Annotated in this window: 17 protein-coding genes; 8 read left to right on the top strand and 9 right to left on the bottom strand. The window is 28.9% G+C overall.

The window, feature by feature from the left end; genetic code table 11:
* Positions 1 to 67 precede the first annotated feature (67 nt).
* From T514_RS0101530 to T514_RS0101515, 4 genes are all read right to left on the bottom strand, one after another.
* The gene (locus T514_RS0101530) at positions 68 to 1213 is read right to left on the bottom strand and encodes a PucR family transcriptional regulator (RefSeq protein WP_027623153.1); all 1146 of its coding nucleotides are present in this window, start codon (positions 1211 to 1213) and stop codon (positions 68 to 70) included.
* Between the two features lie 217 nt (positions 1214 to 1430).
* A complete protein-coding gene (locus tag T514_RS0101525; RefSeq protein WP_027623152.1) occupies positions 1431 to 2114 on the bottom strand; it encodes a GntR family transcriptional regulator in 684 nt (227 codons plus the stop codon).
* A gap of 180 nt (positions 2115 to 2294) precedes the next feature.
* Entirely contained in the window at positions 2295 to 3617 is a 1323-nt protein-coding gene (locus T514_RS0101520; RefSeq protein WP_027623151.1) for a sodium-dependent transporter, read from the bottom strand.
* Between the two features lie 133 nt (positions 3618 to 3750).
* Entirely contained in the window at positions 3751 to 5142 is a 1392-nt protein-coding gene (locus tag T514_RS0101515; RefSeq protein ID WP_027623150.1) for a tyrosine phenol-lyase, read from the bottom strand.
* Positions 5143 to 5470: 328 nt separating this feature from the next.
* On the opposite strand from T514_RS0101515, the gene T514_RS0101505 reads away from it, so the two are divergent.
* From T514_RS0101505 to T514_RS0101480, 6 genes are all read left to right on the top strand, one after another.
* Positions 5471 to 6208 carry a CPBP family glutamic-type intramembrane protease gene (locus T514_RS0101505; protein WP_027623149.1) on the top strand — a complete coding sequence of 246 codons (738 nt, stop codon included), beginning with the start codon at positions 5471 to 5473 and terminating at the stop codon, positions 6206 to 6208.
* A 222-nt stretch (positions 6209 to 6430) separates the two neighbouring features.
* On the top strand, positions 6431 to 6994 hold the full coding sequence (locus T514_RS0101500) for a serine/threonine-protein kinase (RefSeq protein WP_027623148.1): 564 nt from the start codon (positions 6431 to 6433) through the stop codon (positions 6992 to 6994).
* 215 nt (positions 6995 to 7209) lie between these two features.
* A complete protein-coding gene (locus T514_RS23670) occupies positions 7210 to 9168 on the top strand; it encodes a 5'-nucleotidase C-terminal domain-containing protein (RefSeq protein WP_051541700.1) in 1959 nt (652 codons plus the stop codon).
* Between the two features lie 208 nt (positions 9169 to 9376).
* Positions 9377 to 10864, top strand: coding sequence for a spore germination protein (locus T514_RS0101490; protein ID WP_034867837.1), 1488 nt, complete (start codon positions 9377 to 9379; stop codon positions 10862 to 10864).
* Entirely contained in the window at positions 10857 to 11942 is a 1086-nt protein-coding gene (locus T514_RS0101485; protein WP_027623146.1) for a GerAB/ArcD/ProY family transporter, read from the top strand. The genes T514_RS0101490 and T514_RS0101485 overlap by 8 nt, the downstream gene beginning before the upstream one ends.
* A gap of 83 nt (positions 11943 to 12025) precedes the next feature.
* Entirely contained in the window at positions 12026 to 13150 is a 1125-nt protein-coding gene (locus T514_RS0101480; RefSeq protein ID WP_051541698.1) for a Ger(x)C family spore germination protein, read from the top strand.
* Positions 13151 to 13189: 39 nt separating this feature from the next.
* Here T514_RS0101480 and T514_RS0101475 read toward each other — a convergent pair whose 3' ends face one another.
* The 5 genes from T514_RS0101475 to T514_RS0101455 form a co-directional block, all read right to left on the bottom strand.
* A complete protein-coding gene (locus tag T514_RS0101475) occupies positions 13190 to 14179 on the bottom strand; it encodes a D-cysteine desulfhydrase family protein (RefSeq protein WP_027623144.1) in 990 nt (329 codons plus the stop codon).
* Between the two features lie 35 nt (positions 14180 to 14214).
* Positions 14215 to 15486: a dicarboxylate/amino acid:cation symporter gene (locus T514_RS23665; RefSeq protein WP_034867834.1), complete on the bottom strand. Its 1272-nt coding sequence runs from the start codon at positions 15484 to 15486 to the stop codon at positions 14215 to 14217.
* 327 nt (positions 15487 to 15813) lie between these two features.
* A complete protein-coding gene (locus T514_RS0101465; protein WP_027623143.1) occupies positions 15814 to 16821 on the bottom strand; it encodes a WG repeat-containing protein in 1008 nt (335 codons plus the stop codon).
* Between the two features lie 19 nt (positions 16822 to 16840).
* Positions 16841 to 16996: a hypothetical protein gene (locus tag T514_RS26885; protein WP_169735791.1), complete on the bottom strand. Its 156-nt coding sequence runs from the start codon at positions 16994 to 16996 to the stop codon at positions 16841 to 16843.
* Between the two features lie 86 nt (positions 16997 to 17082).
* Complete coding sequence (locus T514_RS0101455; protein ID WP_027623142.1) at positions 17083 to 17727, bottom strand: undecaprenyl diphosphate synthase family protein; 645 nt, start codon at positions 17725 to 17727, stop codon at positions 17083 to 17085.
* 159 nt (positions 17728 to 17886) lie between these two features.
* On the opposite strand from T514_RS0101455, the gene T514_RS0101450 reads away from it, so the two are divergent.
* Both T514_RS0101450 and T514_RS0101445 read left to right on the top strand, forming a co-directional pair.
* Entirely contained in the window at positions 17887 to 19149 is a 1263-nt protein-coding gene (locus tag T514_RS0101450) for a 2-hydroxyacyl-CoA dehydratase subunit D (protein ID WP_027623141.1), read from the top strand.
* Positions 19150 to 19170: 21 nt separating this feature from the next.
* Positions 19171 to 20823, top strand: a complete 1653-nt coding sequence (locus tag T514_RS0101445; RefSeq protein WP_027623140.1) for an acyl-CoA dehydratase activase — start codon at positions 19171 to 19173, stop codon at positions 20821 to 20823.
* The last annotated feature ends 19 nt before the right edge of the window (positions 20824 to 20842 follow it).

Here is a 20842-nt window from a genome sequence, read left to right as displayed (position 1 = left end):
TTACACTATTGGAGGGTACTTGGAATTTGTAATAATTTAAATTAGAAATAATATCCTATTGTAAAATTTACAAATGACTTTTCAACAAAGTATATATTCTAACAGCTACAGCAAGCTCCTCATAAAAATGTTCACTTTTAAACTTTTCACTCATAATTTTATCTATCTTATCTATTCTATATCTTATAGTGTTGTCATGCTGAAATAATTCTTTTGCAGTAGCTTTAATATCACCATTATTTTCAATGTATTTTACAGCTGTTTTTAACAATTCTGTTTCATTATTTTTATCATACATAATTAATGGTTCTATCACTTCATTGTAATACTTTAATACCCATGGACTATCAATCAAGGGCAGAATTATTTTATTGATACCAATTTCTTTAAAAAATGCAATATCCTTTTTATATGTAATTGAATATTTAAAGGCATATAGACTCTCCTGTATAGAATTATTGAGGTTTCCTAAATCTTCATGTAGTCCACTTACTCCAATAACATATTCTTTTTCAGTAAATCCACACCACCTTAGCCTTCTTAAAATAACATCATTTATATTCTCCCGTTTTAATTCTTCAAATGTATTTATGAAAATATATCCATCTTTATAAGGTATAACTTTGCTTGAATGTTGTTCCATATCATTATCAAAAAAGTCTTTTCTGTTTATTAATTTTCTATTCTTTTTCTTACAAAATGCTACAACGTTTTTTTCTTTAAAATTTATATTAATATTATGAGCAATTTTTTTTATACTTGAATCATTCAAATTGTCATACAAAATATTATCTATTTTTAATTCCAAATTTTTATATTCGTTTTTCTCATTGATAGCTTTATTAACATGTACAATTACATCTTCAGTAAATGTATCACTAAATATCATAATAGGAAAATTTTTTTCGTTGCCAAGCTTAATCACTTCATCTGGAATATAATTAAAATAAATATTTTTAATTGCCAAGCAACTTACTCCTACTTCAATCATTCTTTCTACAATTTCATATAGTTCCTCAAGTCCATCTTTTATTGCAACCAATGTACTTAATGCAAAATCTCCTCGTCTGAAATTTTTTGCTATTAAATCACCAATTTCATAATCCCAAATTGCTACATTTGTTATTTCATTTGAAAGGCCTTTTTTTCCTGCAATAACCTCAAATCCTTTCAATATATCAAGTTCTAGAGCTTCTTGTACAGTTAGAGCCATAAAATCTTCTGCACCTCCCCTCTTTATTTTCCATTCCAATACTTTTTATTTATTAATTTTAATGTTTCCAGGCATATTATTAGTATTAACATCGCTTCTATTAACATACCTATAAAAATATTTTATTTAAAAATAAGCTATAATAAAAATGCACTCAGTAACTAATTTATATTAATTACTGAGTGCATTTCTTATATTCCCTAAAAAACACTTTAGTTTAATCACCAAAATCATCTTCTTCAATTTTTTCTTCCCTTTGCTCAAGGATTTTCTTAAAGATCTTTTCCGCACCTTTATAATGCTCCTCGGTAAGATCCATTGCCAATTTATAATCCTTATCTCTAAACGCATCTATTATTTGCTTGTGCATTTTAATACTGTCTTCCTGAATTTGAAACGTCTCTGGCTCATAATAATTTCTAACAAGCATTTCATGAAGAACATTATATTCCTTAAAAATCTTTTTTAATCTAGTATTTTTAGAGTACTCAATGAATGTCTTATGAAACTTGTAATCATAGTCATAAAATTCATCAGTACCTATATACTTCTCCTGAAGTGATAAATACTCTTCTAAATGCTTACATACTTCTTCAGTGTCAGATTTCTCGAAAGACAATTTTACACCAGTGTTAATTACATATAGAAGTATCTCGTTAACCTCAAGAAAAAAATCGTAATCAAAATCAACCACTGTTGCTCCCGATTTATCTATAGATGTAACAAGCCCATCTTGATTCAAACGATTTATAGCATCTCGAATAGGAGATGAACTAACTCCAAATCTCGCTTGTAATACCCTATTAACGAGCTTTGAGCCAAAAGGAATCTCTCTTTTTAATATTTCCATTTTTAATATATCATAAATTTGATCACTTAAAGTTTTTTTGTTGATTAGCACGGCACTGCTCCTATATTCTTTATTAGGCAAAATGAAATAATTTATCATATTATATATTTTTTAACATATTATACACTTAACATTATATCATTAATCCTTTATTATGTAAATAAATGAGGTGGAGTGTCATTCCACCTCATTTATTTAATATTTGATATTTGCTACTAAATTAATTAGATTTTAAAATGCTACTTTCATAAATAAAGCAACTACACACAAAATTGTTGCAAATGGTACATAAACATATTTTCCTACATTATACCATAGATTTCCTTGTTTATTTTTAGCTCCTAAATTAATTTCATTAATTAAATCTTCTTTTTTCATAATCCAGAACCAAGATATTGCACCTAATGTTGCTCCAATTGGAATAATATATATAGATACAAGGTCCATCCATGGTCCCCATTTGAATATAGGTTCCATATTAATGCCTACACCAAAGCAAATTACCCCAAGTAATACTAACATAGGAATACGTTTTAATTTAGGAAATTTATACATTAGCGATTCTCCAACTACTTCAAACATGTTTTGTAGAGAGCTTACTCCACCAAATACTACCGCTGTAAATAATATTATTGCAAATAATCTACCTAATGGTATATTTTGTAATATTTTAGGTAAAGTTACAAAAAGAAGTCCGGGACCTGAACCAACATCTACCTTATATGCAAAGCAAGCAGGTATAATAACTAATGCTGCTACCATTGCTGCAATTGTATCAAATACAGCAGTATTTATTGCGCCATTTACAATATCTTCATTATCCGAGAGATACGCACCATATACAATCATCCCACTACCAGTTACAGATAAAGAGAAAAATGCTTGTCCCATAGCCCAAATCCAAACCATAGGGTCTCCTAATGCTTCCCATCTAGGAATGAACATGAATTTATATCCTTCTATTGCTCCTGGTAAAAAAGCTACACGAATAGCAAGAATTAGAAATAGTATAAAAAACAGCGGCATCATAACCTTATTAGATTTCTCAATACTGTCTGCACCAAGTGTTAATGTAAGCAATGTTCCAATAACAACTATTATGTGATATGGAACAACTGAGTAATCTGTCATAGCAAATGATTCAAACCACACGCCTGTATCAACAGTCATAAGACTGCCTGTAGCAGATTGAGTAAAACCCTTAAGTACATATGAAATAATTACTGCATAACCTATTGCTATACACATAGAACCAGCAAGTGGAAGCCATCCTACGTACTTTCCGATTTTTTCCTTACCACCAGATTTCCATGCATTTTCATAAGCACCAATTGTACCAGTTTTTGCCCTGCGCCCAATTGCATATTCTGCCGAAAGTCCTGTATAACTAAAAATGACTATAAATATAAGATAAGCTATTAAAAATGCTCCTCCACCGTTGCTGCCCAATTTGTAAGGAAATCCCCAAACATTGGCCATGCCTACAGCAGAACCTACGCACGCTAATATAAATCCCCATTTGGATCCAAATTTATTAGTATTTTGATTTCCCATATTCCCCCCATTTTTACCCTTATACCATTAATTATTATAAAGTAGTATTTTTAATTGATTATATCTCTTTATTATATATCTATATTATCAGGCTTTATGCCCGATAATATAGATATATAAACTTTTATTCAAATTAATCTGCATACTCAAACTTTGCAGTAAAGAATCTTAATTGTGCAGGTTCATAAGTGAATTTAAGTGGTCTTATATCTTTATTATGTTTATATAGATTTATAACTGATTCAGCTACAACATCCATATGTTTATAAGTGTAAACTCTTCTTGGAATAGTAAGCCTAACTGTTTCTAATTTTGGTTTATGATTTTCACCTGTCTTAACATCTCTACCTGCTGAAACTATACCACGTTCCATTGATCTAACGCCCGAATCAATGTAAAGTGAAGCGGCTAGTGATTGAGCTGGGAATTGCTCTTGATCTAAATGTGGACAGAATCTTCTTGCATCTAAAAATACCGCATGTCCACCAACTGGTTCAACTATAGGAACCCCTGCTTCTTTCAATCTATCTCCAAGATATCTAACTTGTTTTATTCTATGTTCTATATATTCATATTGCATTGCTTCTCTAAATCCAATTGCTATAGCTTGCATATCACGACCAGTCATACCACCATATGATGGCATACCTTCGTAAACTACTACTATTTCTTTAGCCTTTCCAAATAATTCTTCATCATTAATTGCTAAGAATCCACCGATATTTACGATACCATCTTTTTTACCTGACATAGTAGCACCATCAGAATAACTAAACATTTCATGCACTATATCTTTAATTGAAACGTTTGCATATCCTTCTTCTTGTTCCTTAATGAAATATGCATTTTCAACGCATCTAGTAGCATCATAGAATACCTTAATTCCGTGTTTTGCTGTAATTTCTCTAACTGCTTTCATATTAGCCATAGAAACTGGTTGGCCACCTGCTAGGTTTACAGTAACAGCAAGACATATATATGCTATATTCTCTGCACCTTTTTCTTCTATTAACTTTTCAAGTTTATTTAGATCAATATCGCCTTTGAATTTAACATTTGCTGAAGCATCATGTGCTACATCCTTGATAATATCTACGAAAATACCACCGTTTTTTTCCTGATGATATCTAGTAGTTGTAAAATACATATTTCCAGCTACATATTGTCCAGGTTTTATAGCTATAGTTGAAAGAATATTTTCTGCACCACGCCCTTGATGAGTAGGAACAACGTGTTTAAATCCAAATAGTTCCTTGATAGTAGATTCTAGATACACCCAGTTTTTACTACCAGCGTAAGCTTCATCACCAATCATCATTCCTGCCCATTGACTATCGCTCATAGCATTAGTTCCTGAGTCAGTAAGTAAGTCAATATAAACATCCTCTGATTTTAAGTTGAATGTATTATATCCAGCTTCCTTCATAGCAATTTCACGTTCTTCTCTTGAGATCATTTTTACAGTCTCTACACTCTTAATTTTAAAAGGTTCTGCAGGGTACTTACTTAAATCCATATAATTCATAATAAAACTCCTCCTTGTAAATCAAACACATATTATATATTATACATGATGCATCATACATCACCGACCACCTTAATTGTATAATACTGGAAATGAAATGTCAATGAATTTTTTATATTTTCTTAATATTCTTATTCTTTATAAATTATTTTGTGCCTTTCACTACTTATAATATCAGACATATATTAATGCTAATGATATTATAAAATGGAACTTATTTGGTAAATTTAAAATAATAAAGCTAGTGCTTTTTATATACATATATGGTAATATAAGGTTAGAATTTTCTACACTCACCGACCAAATATAAGTTATTGGAGGACAAACATTGAAAAAAAGTTCTAATCAATTTTTATTAATATCCTTTATGATAAGTTATATATGTTTTGGAGTAATCCTTTACTACGAAATTGCATTTAACTATATATTTACTAATTCTCTTTATCAAGCCCTCTTTCTTCTTGGATGTCTAGGTCCGCTTATTTCAACATTTATTGTACATGCTTTAAATAAAGAACACCTAGGTGGAATAAAAGGATTTATAGCTAAGTTAAAAATAATTAAATCTCCAAAATCTATTTTTTTAATACCACTATTTCTAATTGCCCACTATGGTTTTGCCATCCTTTTGAAAGGTGTATATAAATATGGTAATCCTATAGATTTTTTTCGCTATCTTCCTCTGATGATAGTGATACTAGGTTCTCAAGAAATTGGTTGGAGAGGACTATTGCAACCAGCTAATGAAGAAAAAAATGGTTTTTGGAAATCCTCTATTACAACAGGACTTTTTTGGTCCTTATGGTTTTTGCCGCTTATCTATATACCACAATTTATTATATTGCCACAGTTTTATGCTCAATTCGCAGCATATTTAGTAGGAGTAAGTATATTATTGACCACCCTTTATAAGCTAAGTGGAAGCATTATGTATTGTGTACTACTATCTAGTCTTATCTTCGCATTGTTTCCAGTTATAGTCTTAAAGCAAAGCTTCATGCTTGTGGTAATAGCATTGGTTGATGCAATAGTTGCAAATACATTTAAGGACAAAATTTTTAATTAGTAGATTAAAAATATAAATAGATTATGAACTTTTTTAATAAATGAAGGGATTATATTATACATTCATCCCAATATAATCCTTTCATTATATCATTTACCCCTAAGACAAATGGTATAATATTACATTTTTATACATATTGATAAATCTTCATCACTTTTTATTTTCACCTCTCTCCCACTTATGTAATATACTATAGTATTGATTATTGACCGAGGTGAAAAAATGAATAATTTTTATAACAAATATTTAGGAGTTGATCTAAGACAATGCAAGCCTATCGGAGAGGGAGCTCAAGGAAGAGTATATCTGCTTCCAGACAAAAAGAGGGTTATTAAAATATATAATTCACCTAAAGGTTGTAAAGGAGAAGCTAAAATATTATTAAGTGTAAAACATAATCCTCACTTTCCTAGAATCTATGCCTATAATAACATATGTATGATAAGGGAATATGTACCAGGAACCTGCATTAAAAAATATTTAAAAAACCATAAACTTTCTAGAACTCTGGCTATAAATATAGTTAAACTTATACAAAGTTTCAAAAATGACGGCTTTAAAAAGTTGGATATAAGATCCTCACATATTTTTATACAATCTGATGAGAACATAAAAGTAATAGATCCTAGAAATGTATTTAAAAAAAAGGTTAGTTATCCTTATAAAATATTAAAAACTTTAGATAAATCGGGAAATCTTCCAGAGTTTATGAAAATATTAAAGAAGGAATATCCTGATCTGTACAAGAAGTGGATGTATAAGTACAAAAAGTCTTATAAAAGATAAAGTTAACAAATCTTCTTTTTCTTCAAAATGAAAAAGAAGATTTGTTATTGTCTTAAAATTAAACTTTTATTAACAGTTTATTTACATTATATCCTAAATATTGTATAATTCATACTATAGTGTAAAATAAGACAAATATTAGCTCAAAGTTTTTATAATTCATAGTTAATCTCTTATTTTATACAAAAATCAAAATTTATTAAGGAGTGATTTTTGTGTTTAATTTTAAGAAACTTAAGAATTGGCAGTCAGTTCTTATAGTTCTTCTGATGGTATTTACTTTTTTAACACCCTCAAAAGCTTTAGCAGAACAGGCTGTTACAGCAGTAGAAAATAATGGTGAGATTAATATTACATTAGTACATACTAATGATACTCATGCAAGAGTTAAAGAAGATAAATATGCTGGCATGGGTTTTTCAAAAATTGCAACAAAAATAAAGGAACTTAGAAAAAATAATAAAAATGTTTTAGTATTAGATGCAGGTGATACCCTACACGGGCAAACTATTGCATCAATTTCAAAAGGTGAAAGTATAATTAATCTTATGAATAAAATTGGTTATGATGCTATGGTTCCAGGAAATCATGATTTTAATTATGGTAAAGAAAGACTAGTAGAATTATCACAAAAAGCTAAATTTCCAATTTTAACTTCTAATATTGTAAAGAAAGATAATTCTACATTACTGCCAAATAAATATATAATCAAAGAAATGAATGGTGTAAAAGTAGGTATATTTGGATTAAGTACTCCAAATACAGCTGTTATGTCTCATCCTAAAAATACTGAAGGATTAACATTTAAAGATCCAGTAAAAACAGCAAAAGAAATAGTCGGTGAACTTAAAGATAAGGTAGATGTAATCGTAGCTTTAACACATCTAGGCGTAGAAGGAAATTATACAAGTATTCAAGTAGCAGAACAAGTACAAGGTATAGATATAATAGTAGATGGTCATAGTCATACAACACTTAAAGAAGGTAAAGTGGTAAATAATACTTTAATAGTTCAAACTGGTGATTATGATAAAAATTTAGGAATTGCAAATATCAAAATAAAAGATGGAAAAGTAGTAGAAAAGAAAGCCTCTCTTCTCAGTAAGGAAGCAACAACAACAATAGTACCGGATAAAGATATAGAAGAAGCTGTACAAGCTATAGAAAAGGAAAATGAAAAAATCACATCAGTAGTTGTAACTAAAACAGATATAGACTTAGATGGTGAAAGAGCAAATGTAAGAACAAAAGAAACAAACTTAGGAAACTTAATGGCTGAAGCAATGAGAGAAGTAAGTGGCGCAGATATTGCTTTTGTAAATGGTGGAGACATAAGAACATCAATTAAAACTGGAGATGTAACAAAAGGAAATATAATTACAGTATTACCTTTTGGAAGCATAGTTGTTCTAAAAGAAGTTAAAGGTTCTGATATTGTTAAAGCATTAGAAAATAGTGTTCACTTATATCCAGAAACTTTTGGAGGCTTCCTTCATGTATCAGGAATAAATGTAACTTTTGATCCTGATAAAAAAGCTGGTAATAGAATTTGTGAAGTTAACTTTAACGGAAAATCAATTGAATTAAATAAAACTTATAAATTAGCTTGTAATGAATTTGTTGCAGCAGGTGGCGATGGTTATGAAATGCTTAAATCTGGTAAAGTTTTAGCAGAATTTGAACAAGAAGATGAAGTTCTTGTAAAATATATTAATAAATATGGAACCAAAACAGCTAAAGTAGATGGACGTATGAAAATGGTTAAAGGAATTAAAAAACCAGCTAAAAAGCCAATTCAAAAACCAACTGACCAAACTAAGCCAGTTAAACCAACTAAGCCAACACAAAATAATGTTGTATATGTTGTAAAATCTGGTGATACACTTATAAAAATAGCTAATATGTATGGTGTTTCATATATGGAAATTCTAAAATTAAATAATATTAAAAACCCATCATTAATATATGTAGGGCAAAAATTTGTAATACCTTCAAAAAATAGCTCTGTTAAAACTACTGAAACAAAGAAATCCACAACTTATATAGTAGTAAATGGAGACACATTATCCCAAATAGGAGCTAAACATAATGTTGATTATAAAGAGCTAGTAAAATATAATAATATTAAAAATCCTAATTTAATTTTTGTTGGTCAAAAAATAATGATACCTTAGTTAATATTGAAAAATAGTAATTAAGATGATACCTTGATTTATGGTATCATCTTTTTTATTACAATACTATATTACCTTTTGAAAATTTCTTCCTAAATTTTAATTAATTTAGTACATCCATCTTATGCGAACTAAAAATAGGAACATTTTCTATATTAACTGAATAAAAGCACAACATTTGTTAAAAATGTTTAAATAGGTGATATATATGGTAAGTAATAATCTTAAGCAAAATATTGACTTTATTGCAACTGAAATAGGTAATAAAAGCCCTGTAGTAATAAAAAACTTTTATATTGGAAAAAGTACTTCATTTTTAAATTGTGCTATTATTTACAATAATGCTTTAATAGATAAAAATATTTTGGATAGGGATGTATTAAATCCTTTAATGCTTCATGTAGATATAGACTTAACTACAGATGAAGCCACTCCAGATTTTATATGCAAAAAGTACATTCCTATGTGTAGTACCTCTGTTGAAAATGATGTTAATAAAGCCATTGAAGGAATTAAATGTGGAAAAACAGTTATACTTATAGACAAAATTAAAAATTTTATTATAGTTGATACCACTGGTGGAGAATATCGTTCTATTTCTGATTCTACAAATGAAACAGCTGTTAGAGGTCCAAGAGAAGCATTTGTTGAAAATCTAGAAACAAATTTAAGTATATTAAGAAGAAATATAAAAGATAAAAATTTAGTTGTAGAATCTTTTGTTGTAGGAAAACGCTCTCAAACTTCTTTGTCAGTGATTTATATTGAAGATATAGCAGATAAAGATATAGTTAATGAAGTAATAGAAAAAATTAATCTTATAGATGTGGATTTTGTTACTGATACAGGTATGATTGGACAATACATGGAAGATAGCACATATTCAATTTTCCCGCAATTTTACACCACAGAAAGACCTGATGTTGTAGAAGCAAACTTGATGGAAGGAAGAATTGCTATTTTATTAAATGGAACACCCTATGTTATTACAGTTCCAGCATTATTTATAGAATTTATTCAAGGTGTAGAAGACTATTATACAAGACCATTAGTTGCATCCTTTGGAAGACTTATTCGTTTTATTGCCATATTTATAATTATAACACTTCCATCCTTATATCTAAGTATTATATCTTTCAATGTTGAGCTTATACCCACTAATTTTATTAATCCAATAGTTCAGTTTAGAAAAGGTATAGCATTACCACCATTCTTGGAAATAATAGCCATGGAGCTTATGGTAGAATTTTTAAGAGAAGGCGGTCTTAGACTTCCTAGTAAAATAGCACAAACTCTAAGTATAGTAGGAGGTATAATTATAGGTAACACCGCTGTACAATCTAAAATAGTAAGCCCAACAACTTTGCTTGTTATTGGAGTTACTGTTATTTCTACATTTTTAATACCAAATTATCAAATGTCTCTTGCTATAAGACTTGTTAGGTTCCCTATGCTAATATTTGCAAATATGGCTGGTTTTTTAGGAATAGCAGCTGGCTGGTATATTATTTTAGTTCATCTTTATTCATTAAAAAGTTTTGGAGTTCCCTATTTGAGTTTTAATAAACATGATATGGAAGATACTTTTATAAGATACCCCTTATATACTATGAAGAAAAGACCAGAAACTATACCAAATGATAATCCTAGGAGAAAAGGTAACTTTATGAAGAGAATGGTGAAAAGAAATGAATAAACAGGAAAATAGCCTTTTAACATCTAGCCAAGTAACTTTTCTAATATTTGGTATTACAATGGGAGCTTACTTTTTAAAGTTACCTTATGTTATTATAAGAATAGCCAAACAGGATGCGTGGATATCCGCTTTAATTGGATGTATATATCCATTATATATTATACTTGTTGGAAGTTACATTATTAAAAAACATCCTAAGGATACCATTTTACAATTAAATAAAAAATATCTTGGTAAACTGCTTGGAAGCATATTAAATTTTATTTTTCTCATACCCTTCTTTATATATACTGGAACTGTTACATCAGACTTTATTAATATTTCTCTAGTATACTTTTTAGCATTTTTAGATAAAATTAAGATTAGTATTATTACTATTGGGATATCAGCATATGCAGCTTATAAGGGACTAAAGGTATTAGGAAAAATTAATGAAACTGCATTTTACCTTACTATATGCACCCTATCTTTTTCCTTTTTAGCTTTAAAATATGGAAGTATAAAAAATGTTATGCCTATTTTTAAGGTTGGAATAATAGATATACTGAAAGGAAGTAAAGAAACTGCTTATGGATTTGCTAATATTGAACTATTTCTTTTGATTCACCCCTTTGTTAAAAATACTAATAGTATGAAAATTTGTGGATTGAAAGCAGTAACATTAACTACTGTAATATATAGTTGGGTTGTTTTTATTACAATATTTTTCTTAGGATCCGACATAGTTCCTAAAAATATTTATTCTTTTATAATGATTGCTGAAAGTGTGCAAATACCCATAGTAAATAATTTTAGAGCCATATTTATGTTTCTATGGAGTATAGTAGTATTTAAATTAATTTCCACTAACTATTATTTTTCAACTTTTATTATAAATGATTTAACTAAAATAAATAGGGAAAAATTATGTATATATATTTTTCCCATTGAGATTTTCTTATCATTATTATTTTTAAATACCTCTACTAAACAAAAAATAATGGACTCTTTAGTACCAATTTCAGTGCTTTTTAATATCTCTTTTATATCATTAATAGCAATCTTAATTTTTATTAAAAATAAATCTTCTTCAAGATAATAATTAAAAAAGAATAAATAGTAAAGATTTATTATCTATTATTTTAAGAATTACTTCGTAATTTCTTTAAAGGAGTAATGATTATGTCAAGTAAAAAAATTATTTTTATTGTAGTTTGCTCTATATCGCTATATATTTATTATAGATTTGGAATAGATTATGTTTCTATAGAATTGCTTGATATTCCTTCTTCTTCATCTATAGACTTAACTGAGGGTGCCGCTGAATCAAAGGAATACCACTCAGTTTATACTGCTTATACATATTTTGATCATAAAGAAACTTCCAGAAGAACTGTGAGTGGAACTTCTATGTCCTTAGGCAGTGCAAGAGAGGAGAGGCAAATTAATACCCCTAATAAATCTTTTGTGGCACTTCGGAAAGTTATACTACTAGGAGAAGACTATTCAAGGTTTGGAATAGGTACTTTTGTGGATATAACATTCTCAAATACAGGAAGTAATGATACTGCATTAGTTTCCATAACACAGGGCAAAGCATCAGATATTTTGAAAGCTAAAATTGAAGGTTTCCCAAGTTCAGGAGATTATATAGGGTCACTGATTAAAAATTCTGTAAATGCTAACTTTTTCTCTAGTGACTATAAATTAATGGATATTTATGTAAGAATGGATGCGGAGGGAAGAAATTTTGTACTTCCATATATTGAAATAATAGACGAAAAACCAGTAATAACAGGTATGGCATTGTTTAAAAAGGATAAAATGGTACAAAAAATTAATATGCGAGATGCACGTGTTATGAATATATTAAGAGAAAATAATTCTAGAGGAATATTAACATTACAGGAAAATCTGAAAAAATATACAGATTATCAAGCTACCTCAAAAAGAAAAGTAAAGGTTGAAAAACAAGGTGATAATTATATATTTACAATAAATTTATCAATAAAAGGAACCATAATATCCAATACTTTATATGAAAACATCCTTATAAGTCCTGATGTGATGAAGAAGTTTGAGAATGATATGGCTGAGCACGTTGAAAATATATGCAATATATTCATTGAAAAAATGCAAAACAATTATAAAGTTGATTGCCTTGAACTTGGAAGAGATGCTGCAGCAAAATATGGACGTGGTAAAAATACTGATTGGGACCAGATTGTGTGTAATTCAAAAATACAAGTTAAAGCTAATGTTAAATTGAATGGTGTAGGTAGAGGTAATTATTATCAAAAGCACTAGATACTATATATCTAGTGCTTAGTATACCCATAATATATTTTAAAATTTAAACATACCTTTTTGTGGAAATAATCCAAAAAGCCCTCCTGTGTGTATAAATAAAATATTATTATGTTCTTTAAAGTTTCCTTTTTTTATTTCTTCCACTAAACCATACATAGCTTTCCCCGTATAAACAGGGTCCAAAATTACTCCTTCCAGTTTGGCTAATTCATGAATAAATGTTATTTCTTCTGGCCTACTTAAAGCATACCCCTTTCCCACATAGCCATCAATAATATTAATTTCATCTTTAAAAAATTCTATGCTCTCCTTTGTATACTGAAAACTTTCATATAGAATATTATTAATTGCATTTTTAAAATACTTCTCATCATCACACACATTAATGCCATATACTTTAGCATTATTTTTATAATACTTATTAGCATAGAATAATCCTGCATAGGTTCCGCCTGAACCTACCGCTAAAACAATAGCATCAAATTTTATCCCCATTTCTTTTTCTTGCTCAAAGATTTCTTCCATAGCTTTAAAATAACCAAAAGCTCCAATTCCGTTAGATGAACCCTCAGGAATAATATATGCTTTATGTCCCTTCTTATCTAACTCTTCTTTAACTTCTTTCATGATTTCCATTCGTCTTTCTCTATATTCCTCAGCAGTAATAAATCTAATTTTTGCACCTAATACTCCATCTAAAAAATAATTTCCATCTATCATCTCTTCTTTATTAGTTCTTAAAACTAAATATGAGCCTATTCCAAGCTTTGCAGCTACTGCCGCTGTTGCCCTTGCATGATTTGATTGAATACCCCCGCAAGTAATTAAATAATCACACCCTTCATTAAGAGCTTCTTGTACTGCAAATTCTAATTTTCTAACCTTATTTCCTGAAAATTCTGACCCAGTTTGATCATCTCTCTTTATATAAATTTCTGGTCCATTTAAGTATTTTGAAAGCCTATCTAACTTTTCAATTTTAGTAGGTAAATTTGCAAGATCAATACTTTCTGGTAATTTTATCATTCCTATCTCTCTCCTTTTTAGATGCATTATTTATCTTACATAACATTTATATTATTTTCCTCACATATTGTTAATTTTTTCTTCATCCAATCTTTACCTTCTATAATCCTAGTAATCATCATTGCTGCAACGGAATCCCCTGTTGAATTTATCATTGTAGCAATAGGATCTACTAAGTATCCAATAGTTGCAATAATCGGGAATGCCTCTGCTGGTAGCCCATACATATTTACAATAAGCATTTCTCCAATAAGTCCTCCTCCTGGTACACCTGACATAACTACTCCACCTAATACTGATAATAAAACAGCACTTACATAAGTTCCTATTCCTTTAAATGGAATACTATATAAACCAAATAAAAATGATATCTTCAATATGGAGCTAAGGCATGTGCCGTCCATGTGAGCGGTAGCACCTATTGGCAATACAATTTCTCTAATATCTTTTGGAATTCCCATTCTTTTTGACGCTTCTAGGTTAACAGGTAAAGTGGCAATACTGCTCTGTGTAGCTAATGAAGTTATCGCAGGTGATGTAATGTTTCTATAAAAAACCTTAACACCATCTTTTCCTCCTGCAAAATACGAATATCCAGCAAACGCAACTATAAAATATACTATACATATTGGATAATATATAGCTATAACCCTTGCATAAGAACCTAATAGTTGAGGACCAAACTCTCCTATTAAAGCTGCAAAATAAGCACCTAATCCTATAGGCGCATAGTACATAAGTAAATTTACCATTTTTAGAAACACTTCTGATAATGCATTTAATCCATCTGAAACAATCTTTCCTTTTTCTTTTAACATACTAACACAAAGTCCAAAGAATATTGAAAATATAATAAGCGGCATCATATTTTTTCTAGAAATCAATTCTGGAAAGTCCTTTACGGTTAAAGCGGAAACTATTTGTTCTGAAGTATTGAAAGGTTTTATATTCTCAGCAACCTGAGTTTGAATATTGACTCCTTGTGCTGGAGGAAAAATATTTACTACAATAATCATTAAAACTGAAGCAATAATGCCAGTCACAACAAAAACTAAAAGAAGATTCTTTAATATTTTCCCAAGTCTTTTCAAGTTTGCCATATTAGCTATAGCACTGCTTATAGTAAAAAAAACCAATGGTACTACTATAGTAAACATACCATTTAAAAATATATCCCCCAAAGGCTTAAATATAGTAGCTTTTTTCCCCATTATTAAACCTACTATACTTCCTACTACTATAGAAGAAATTAGAATAATTGGAAACCTGTAGGATTCCAATATCCTTTGTTTCTTATCTTTATTCATGAATATCCCCCCATAATTGTTATTATATAACATTTTAGCCCAAGTAATGTTTTTTTTCAATATATAATGTATAAAAAATAAAACCCTATAAGATTATAAAATGTCCTTGGCACAGGTTACATTTTATTAATTCCTATAGGGTTTATCCGATGACTACCCGCTCTAGCTCTAATACTCCCATCTTTTTAAAAGCGGAAGTAAAGAGCGGCCTCATCCTTGGATAACGATTTCTAATTTTCCGTGGGAGTAAAAACTCCCTCTGAAGATTAGAAATCTGTTTATATTAAACAAATTACTATCTTTTGAATCCTCTATTATATTAAAAAATTAAACTTTCCAAATATACTGTCCACTCTTATTTATATATCTAATTCCATTTTCAAATATAACCTTAGCAACTCCATCTACAAATTTTGATACTTCATCAAAAACTGGTTCTATAGCAAATTTACATTCTTTATCTATATATCCCCACTTCCCATCTACCTCTACAGATATTAAACCTTCACTTATAGTATCAACATTATCAAATTTAATGGTAATTATTTCCTTTCCTTCTTTGTCTATAAATCCATATTTATCTTCAATAGCTACTGCTGCAACTCCATTATAAAAATTATCTGCCCAATCATACTTAGCAGAAATCACCATATTCCCTTCTTTATCTATAAATCCATATTTATTATTTAATTCTACTGCTGCTAGCCCCTCGCTAAAATCGTTAGCTGAAGAATACTTAGCATTTATAACTATTTCTCCTGTTTTGTCAATGAATCCATATTTATTTTTCACCGCAATTGCTGCTAATCCTTCAGAGAATCCATAGGCATAATCATATTTGGGTTCTACGACTACCTGACCATCCTTATTTATGAAACCTAGTTTTCCCCCTAATTGTACCAAAGCTAAATCTTCACTAAAATTAAAAGCATCTAAAAATTCAACCTCTGTTACCATTTCACCTTTGTTATTTATATATGCCCACTTATAACCTAGTTTTACTGCTGCTAACCCCTCTGAAAATTCATTAGCTTCGTCATATTTAGGTAAAATAGACATGTTACCATTAGTATTCACATATCCCCATTTATCTTTTAGTTGAACTGCTGCTAATCCTTCACTAAATTCATATACATCTTCATATTCAGCTTTAACCACTAAATTTCCTTCTCTATCTATAAATCCAAAATAATCACCTATACCTACTATAGCTAATTCTCCATTAAATTCTTCAGCATAGTCAAACTTAGGTTCTATACAAATTTCTCCTAAATTATCTATGTATCCATATTTTCCATTTAACTTTATGGGATAAAGCACCTTATGTTCTTTCATAAATTTAAGCTCTCCTTTTCTACTTATCAAATAATCCGCCTTGTTTATTCTTTTTAACAGCTTTTCTACTTCCACCAATACTTTTATCAGCTCTCATGTTACAACCTTGCTGAGAACTTTTCTTCTTTTTTTCTTCAATTAATTTTTTCATCATTTCTATATTTTTATCTGACATGATATTCTCCTTTAACTAATGTAAATTATATTTCTTATTCCACATTATACTACACATTAATACTTTATTCCATAATATAAACTTATTTAGCCACCTAATGTTACATCCTGATTTTCATACCACTTTAAGGCTTCATATAAATGTTCAACCTTAAAATCTGGCCAGTATTCATCAATAATAAAAAAGTCCGAGTATACAGATTGTACTGGTAAAAAACCGCTTAGCCTACGTCTTCCTCCCCATCTTATTATTAAATCTATTCTTGATATATCTGATGAAGCTATACTGCTTTTCTTTTCATCCTTATTGTGATGAAATAAATCCCATTCCCATCCATAATTAATTAAAAAATTTGCCTTGGTTCCACCTTTACCAAACTTCTGTCTTTGTGTAAATGGAAGTAATTCTTTTGGAAATAAATTTGATGATGTATCACCAAGAACCAATATTTCTGAATCCATACTTGTTAACCTCATTACAGATTCCACACAAGCCTTTCTAAACTCTTCCGTTTGGTCAGAAGGCCTTTTTGTGTTATCCTTGGTAAATCCATAAAATGTTGCCTCTTCTATTCCTATTTCTGAAAATATTTTAAATAATTCAACTCCTGGATCTATGCCAAATTTATAACCTTCTTTTTTACTAAGTCCTCTGCCTTGAGCCCATCTCCTATTTCCATCTGGAATTACTCCAATGTGTTTAGGTAGTCTTTTAAAGTTTAATTTATTCATAGTAGCACCTCCACATTCTATCAAAATATATTTTTACCTAAATTTAGAATTATATTTCCTAAATACATAAAAATAAATATTTTATAAGATCTTTTAATCATCATCTTTAAAGTTGACAAAAATATTTATAGAAATTAAACTTATAACGGGGTGAAAAATATGGATATAATTAAAAATTATGGCAAATTGATTAAAAAAAATATTTCCAATCCTTCAAAAGCCTTAAATTTAGTTAAGCTAGGTCTTTCAATAGAAAATATAAGAGTAAATAAATTTAAAGATAAAAGTTTACCAAAATCCTTTCAATACTTAAATAAAATTTGCTTGAAATTTGTTTTAGATCCATTAAAGAATCCACAAAAAAGCTGCTGGACAAATCTATTTTCTCCCTGCGAACTATTCCACAGCTTTAATATAAATCCTTTATCTATAGAAGCTATGTCATCCTTTTTTTCTGGTCTTATGTGCGAAGATGCCTTCATTAATTATGCTGAAAAATTAGGTATAAATGATACTTTATGTAGCTATCATAAAGCTTTTATAGGTGCAGTACAATCTAAAATACTTCCTTTGCCTAAGCTTGCAATAACCACCACTAGCATTTGTGATGCAAACACTAATACTTTTAAATACATCTGTAACAACACAAATGTACCTTATTATATAATTGACGTTCCATATGAACACAATAAAGAAAGTGAAGCTTACGTAAGTTCTCAATTAAAAGAAGTTATTGTTTTTATGGAAGATATTTTTCAAAAAAAATTTGATTTAAATAATCTTAAACAAATAATAAAAAAAGAAAATGAAACAAATAAATATAGAAAAGAATATATGAAATATTTGGGCATTAACTTCTTTCCAACTACTTTAACTTTAGAAATGTACATGTTATTCACTTCTCATATTTTTATGGGAAAAGAAGAAACTTATATTTTTTATAAAATGCTTTCAGATGAAATCAAACATTACCCTTATAGAGAAGGAAAAGGAATTTTTTGGGTTCATTTAATTCCTTTTTATCACCCTATATTAAAAGAGTACTTTAATTCAAATAAAGACTATCAGCTTCTAGGTTGCGATTTAAATTACGATTATATGGACCATATGGATTATAATAATCCTTTAGAAGCTATAAGTAAAAAAATAATATTAAATCATGGAAACGGACCATATGAAAGGAAAATAGCCTCCATATTAAACATTTCAAATATATTAAATGCAGATGCTGTAATAAATTTTTGTCACTGGGGATGTAGGCAATCTAGTGGAGGATCTATGCTTTTAAAAGAACGCCTAAAAAATGAGAATATTCCTTATCTATCTATTGATGGGGATGGAATAGATAGACGTAATAGTCATGTAGGTCAAATGAAAACAAGGCTAGAAGCCTTTCTTGAGATAGTAAATAATAAATATTAAAACTATATTGGAGGATAATTAATGATAGCTTATATTTGTAAATATACTCCTATTGAGGTAATTAAATCCTTTGGTGAAGAAGCTTACAAAATTGAGCCTACAGTCTTGAATTTTGATAAAGCTCATAGTATTACCCATGATAATTTATGCTCTTACTCTAAGTCAGTTATTGAAGAAGTAATAAATAAAAAAATAGATAAAATTTTATTTGTAAATTGTTGTGATAGCATAAAAAGAGTTTATGATGTATTAAGATTTAGAAAAGAAATTAAATTTATTCATTTATTAGATTTGCCTCGAAAAGTTAACCCTTCATCTATAAAATATTATGAAAATGAGATTAACAAATTCATTAAAGCTTATGAAGACTTTTCTGGAACACTATTTAATGAAGTAAAATTTAATTATCTATTTATGAAGAAATTAAAAAATAATACTATGTCAAATTCAGAAATTAATATAGCTATTTTAGGAGGAAGATGTCCAAAGTTTCTTATGGATAGCATAAAAGCTTCCGGACCAAATATATTTGCTAATTTTACCTGTACTGGCGATAATAATAGAATTCTTCATAAGCTCAATTCCTATTCAGAAAGCATTTTATCCATTTATCCCTGTATGCATATGATAGATACTGATTATCGAAATAAGTGCTTAAAAAAAATAGAAAATAATATACAAGGTATAATTTATCATACAATTAAATTTTGTGACATATATTCTTTTGAATATGCGCAATTAAAAAACTCTAAACTACCTATATTAAAAATAGAAACTAACTACACAAATGAAAGTAATGGTCAAATGAAAACTAGAATTGAAGCTTTTATAGAATCTTTAAAAAAAACGCGCTCTCCTTGTAAAAAAGAAAATATAAAAAGACTTCAATATATATTAGGTATTGATAGTGGTTCTACATCAACTAATGCTGTTATTATAGATAGTGATAAAAATATAGTTGCCTATATTATAATAAGAACTGGAGCCAAAACTATAAACAGTGCTAATAAAGCATTGGAGCAAATTTTAATAAAGAGTAATTTAAAAAGAGAAGATATTTCTTTTATAGTATCTACTGGTTATGGCAGAGTAAGTATTCCTTTTGCGAATATAAATGTTACAGAAATAACCTGTCATGGGAAAGGCGCTCACCATATAAATAGTCACATAAGAACAATCGTAGATATAGGTGGACAAGATAGCAAAATTATCAGATTAAATGAAATTGGAGAGGTAGTAGATTTCACTATGAATGATAAATGTGCTGCTGGTACTGGCCGTTTTTTAGAGATGATGAGTAGAACTTTAGAAATACCACTAGAAAAAATGGGAGAAGAATCTTTAAAGTGGAAAGAAGATCTATCAATTACTAATATGTGTTCTGTTTTTGCAGAGTCTGAAGTTATATCCTTGATTGCACAAAACAAAGAAATATCTGACATAATACATGGCATAAATAAATCTATAAGCGGTAAAATTGTTTCTCTTATGGGTAAGCTAGGCAAAAAACCAGACTATATGCTAACAGGTGGAGTAGCTAAAAATATTGGTGTTGTAAAAACATTAGAAGATACCTTAAAAGAACCCCTTCAGATATATGAAGAACCAGAAATCGTAGGTGCACTAGGAGCTGCTATAATTGGATTAGATTATTTAAATGGCAAAGAAAAATAGTCAACTTTTGTAAATAATG

The sequence above is a fragment of the Clostridium lundense DSM 17049 genome (assembly GCF_000619945.1).
GTDB lineage: Bacteria > Bacillota > Clostridia > Clostridiales > Clostridiaceae > Clostridium_AO > Clostridium_AO lundense.
Note: the sequence above shows the minus strand (reverse complement) of the source record. Positions and strands in the feature narration are given on the sequence as shown.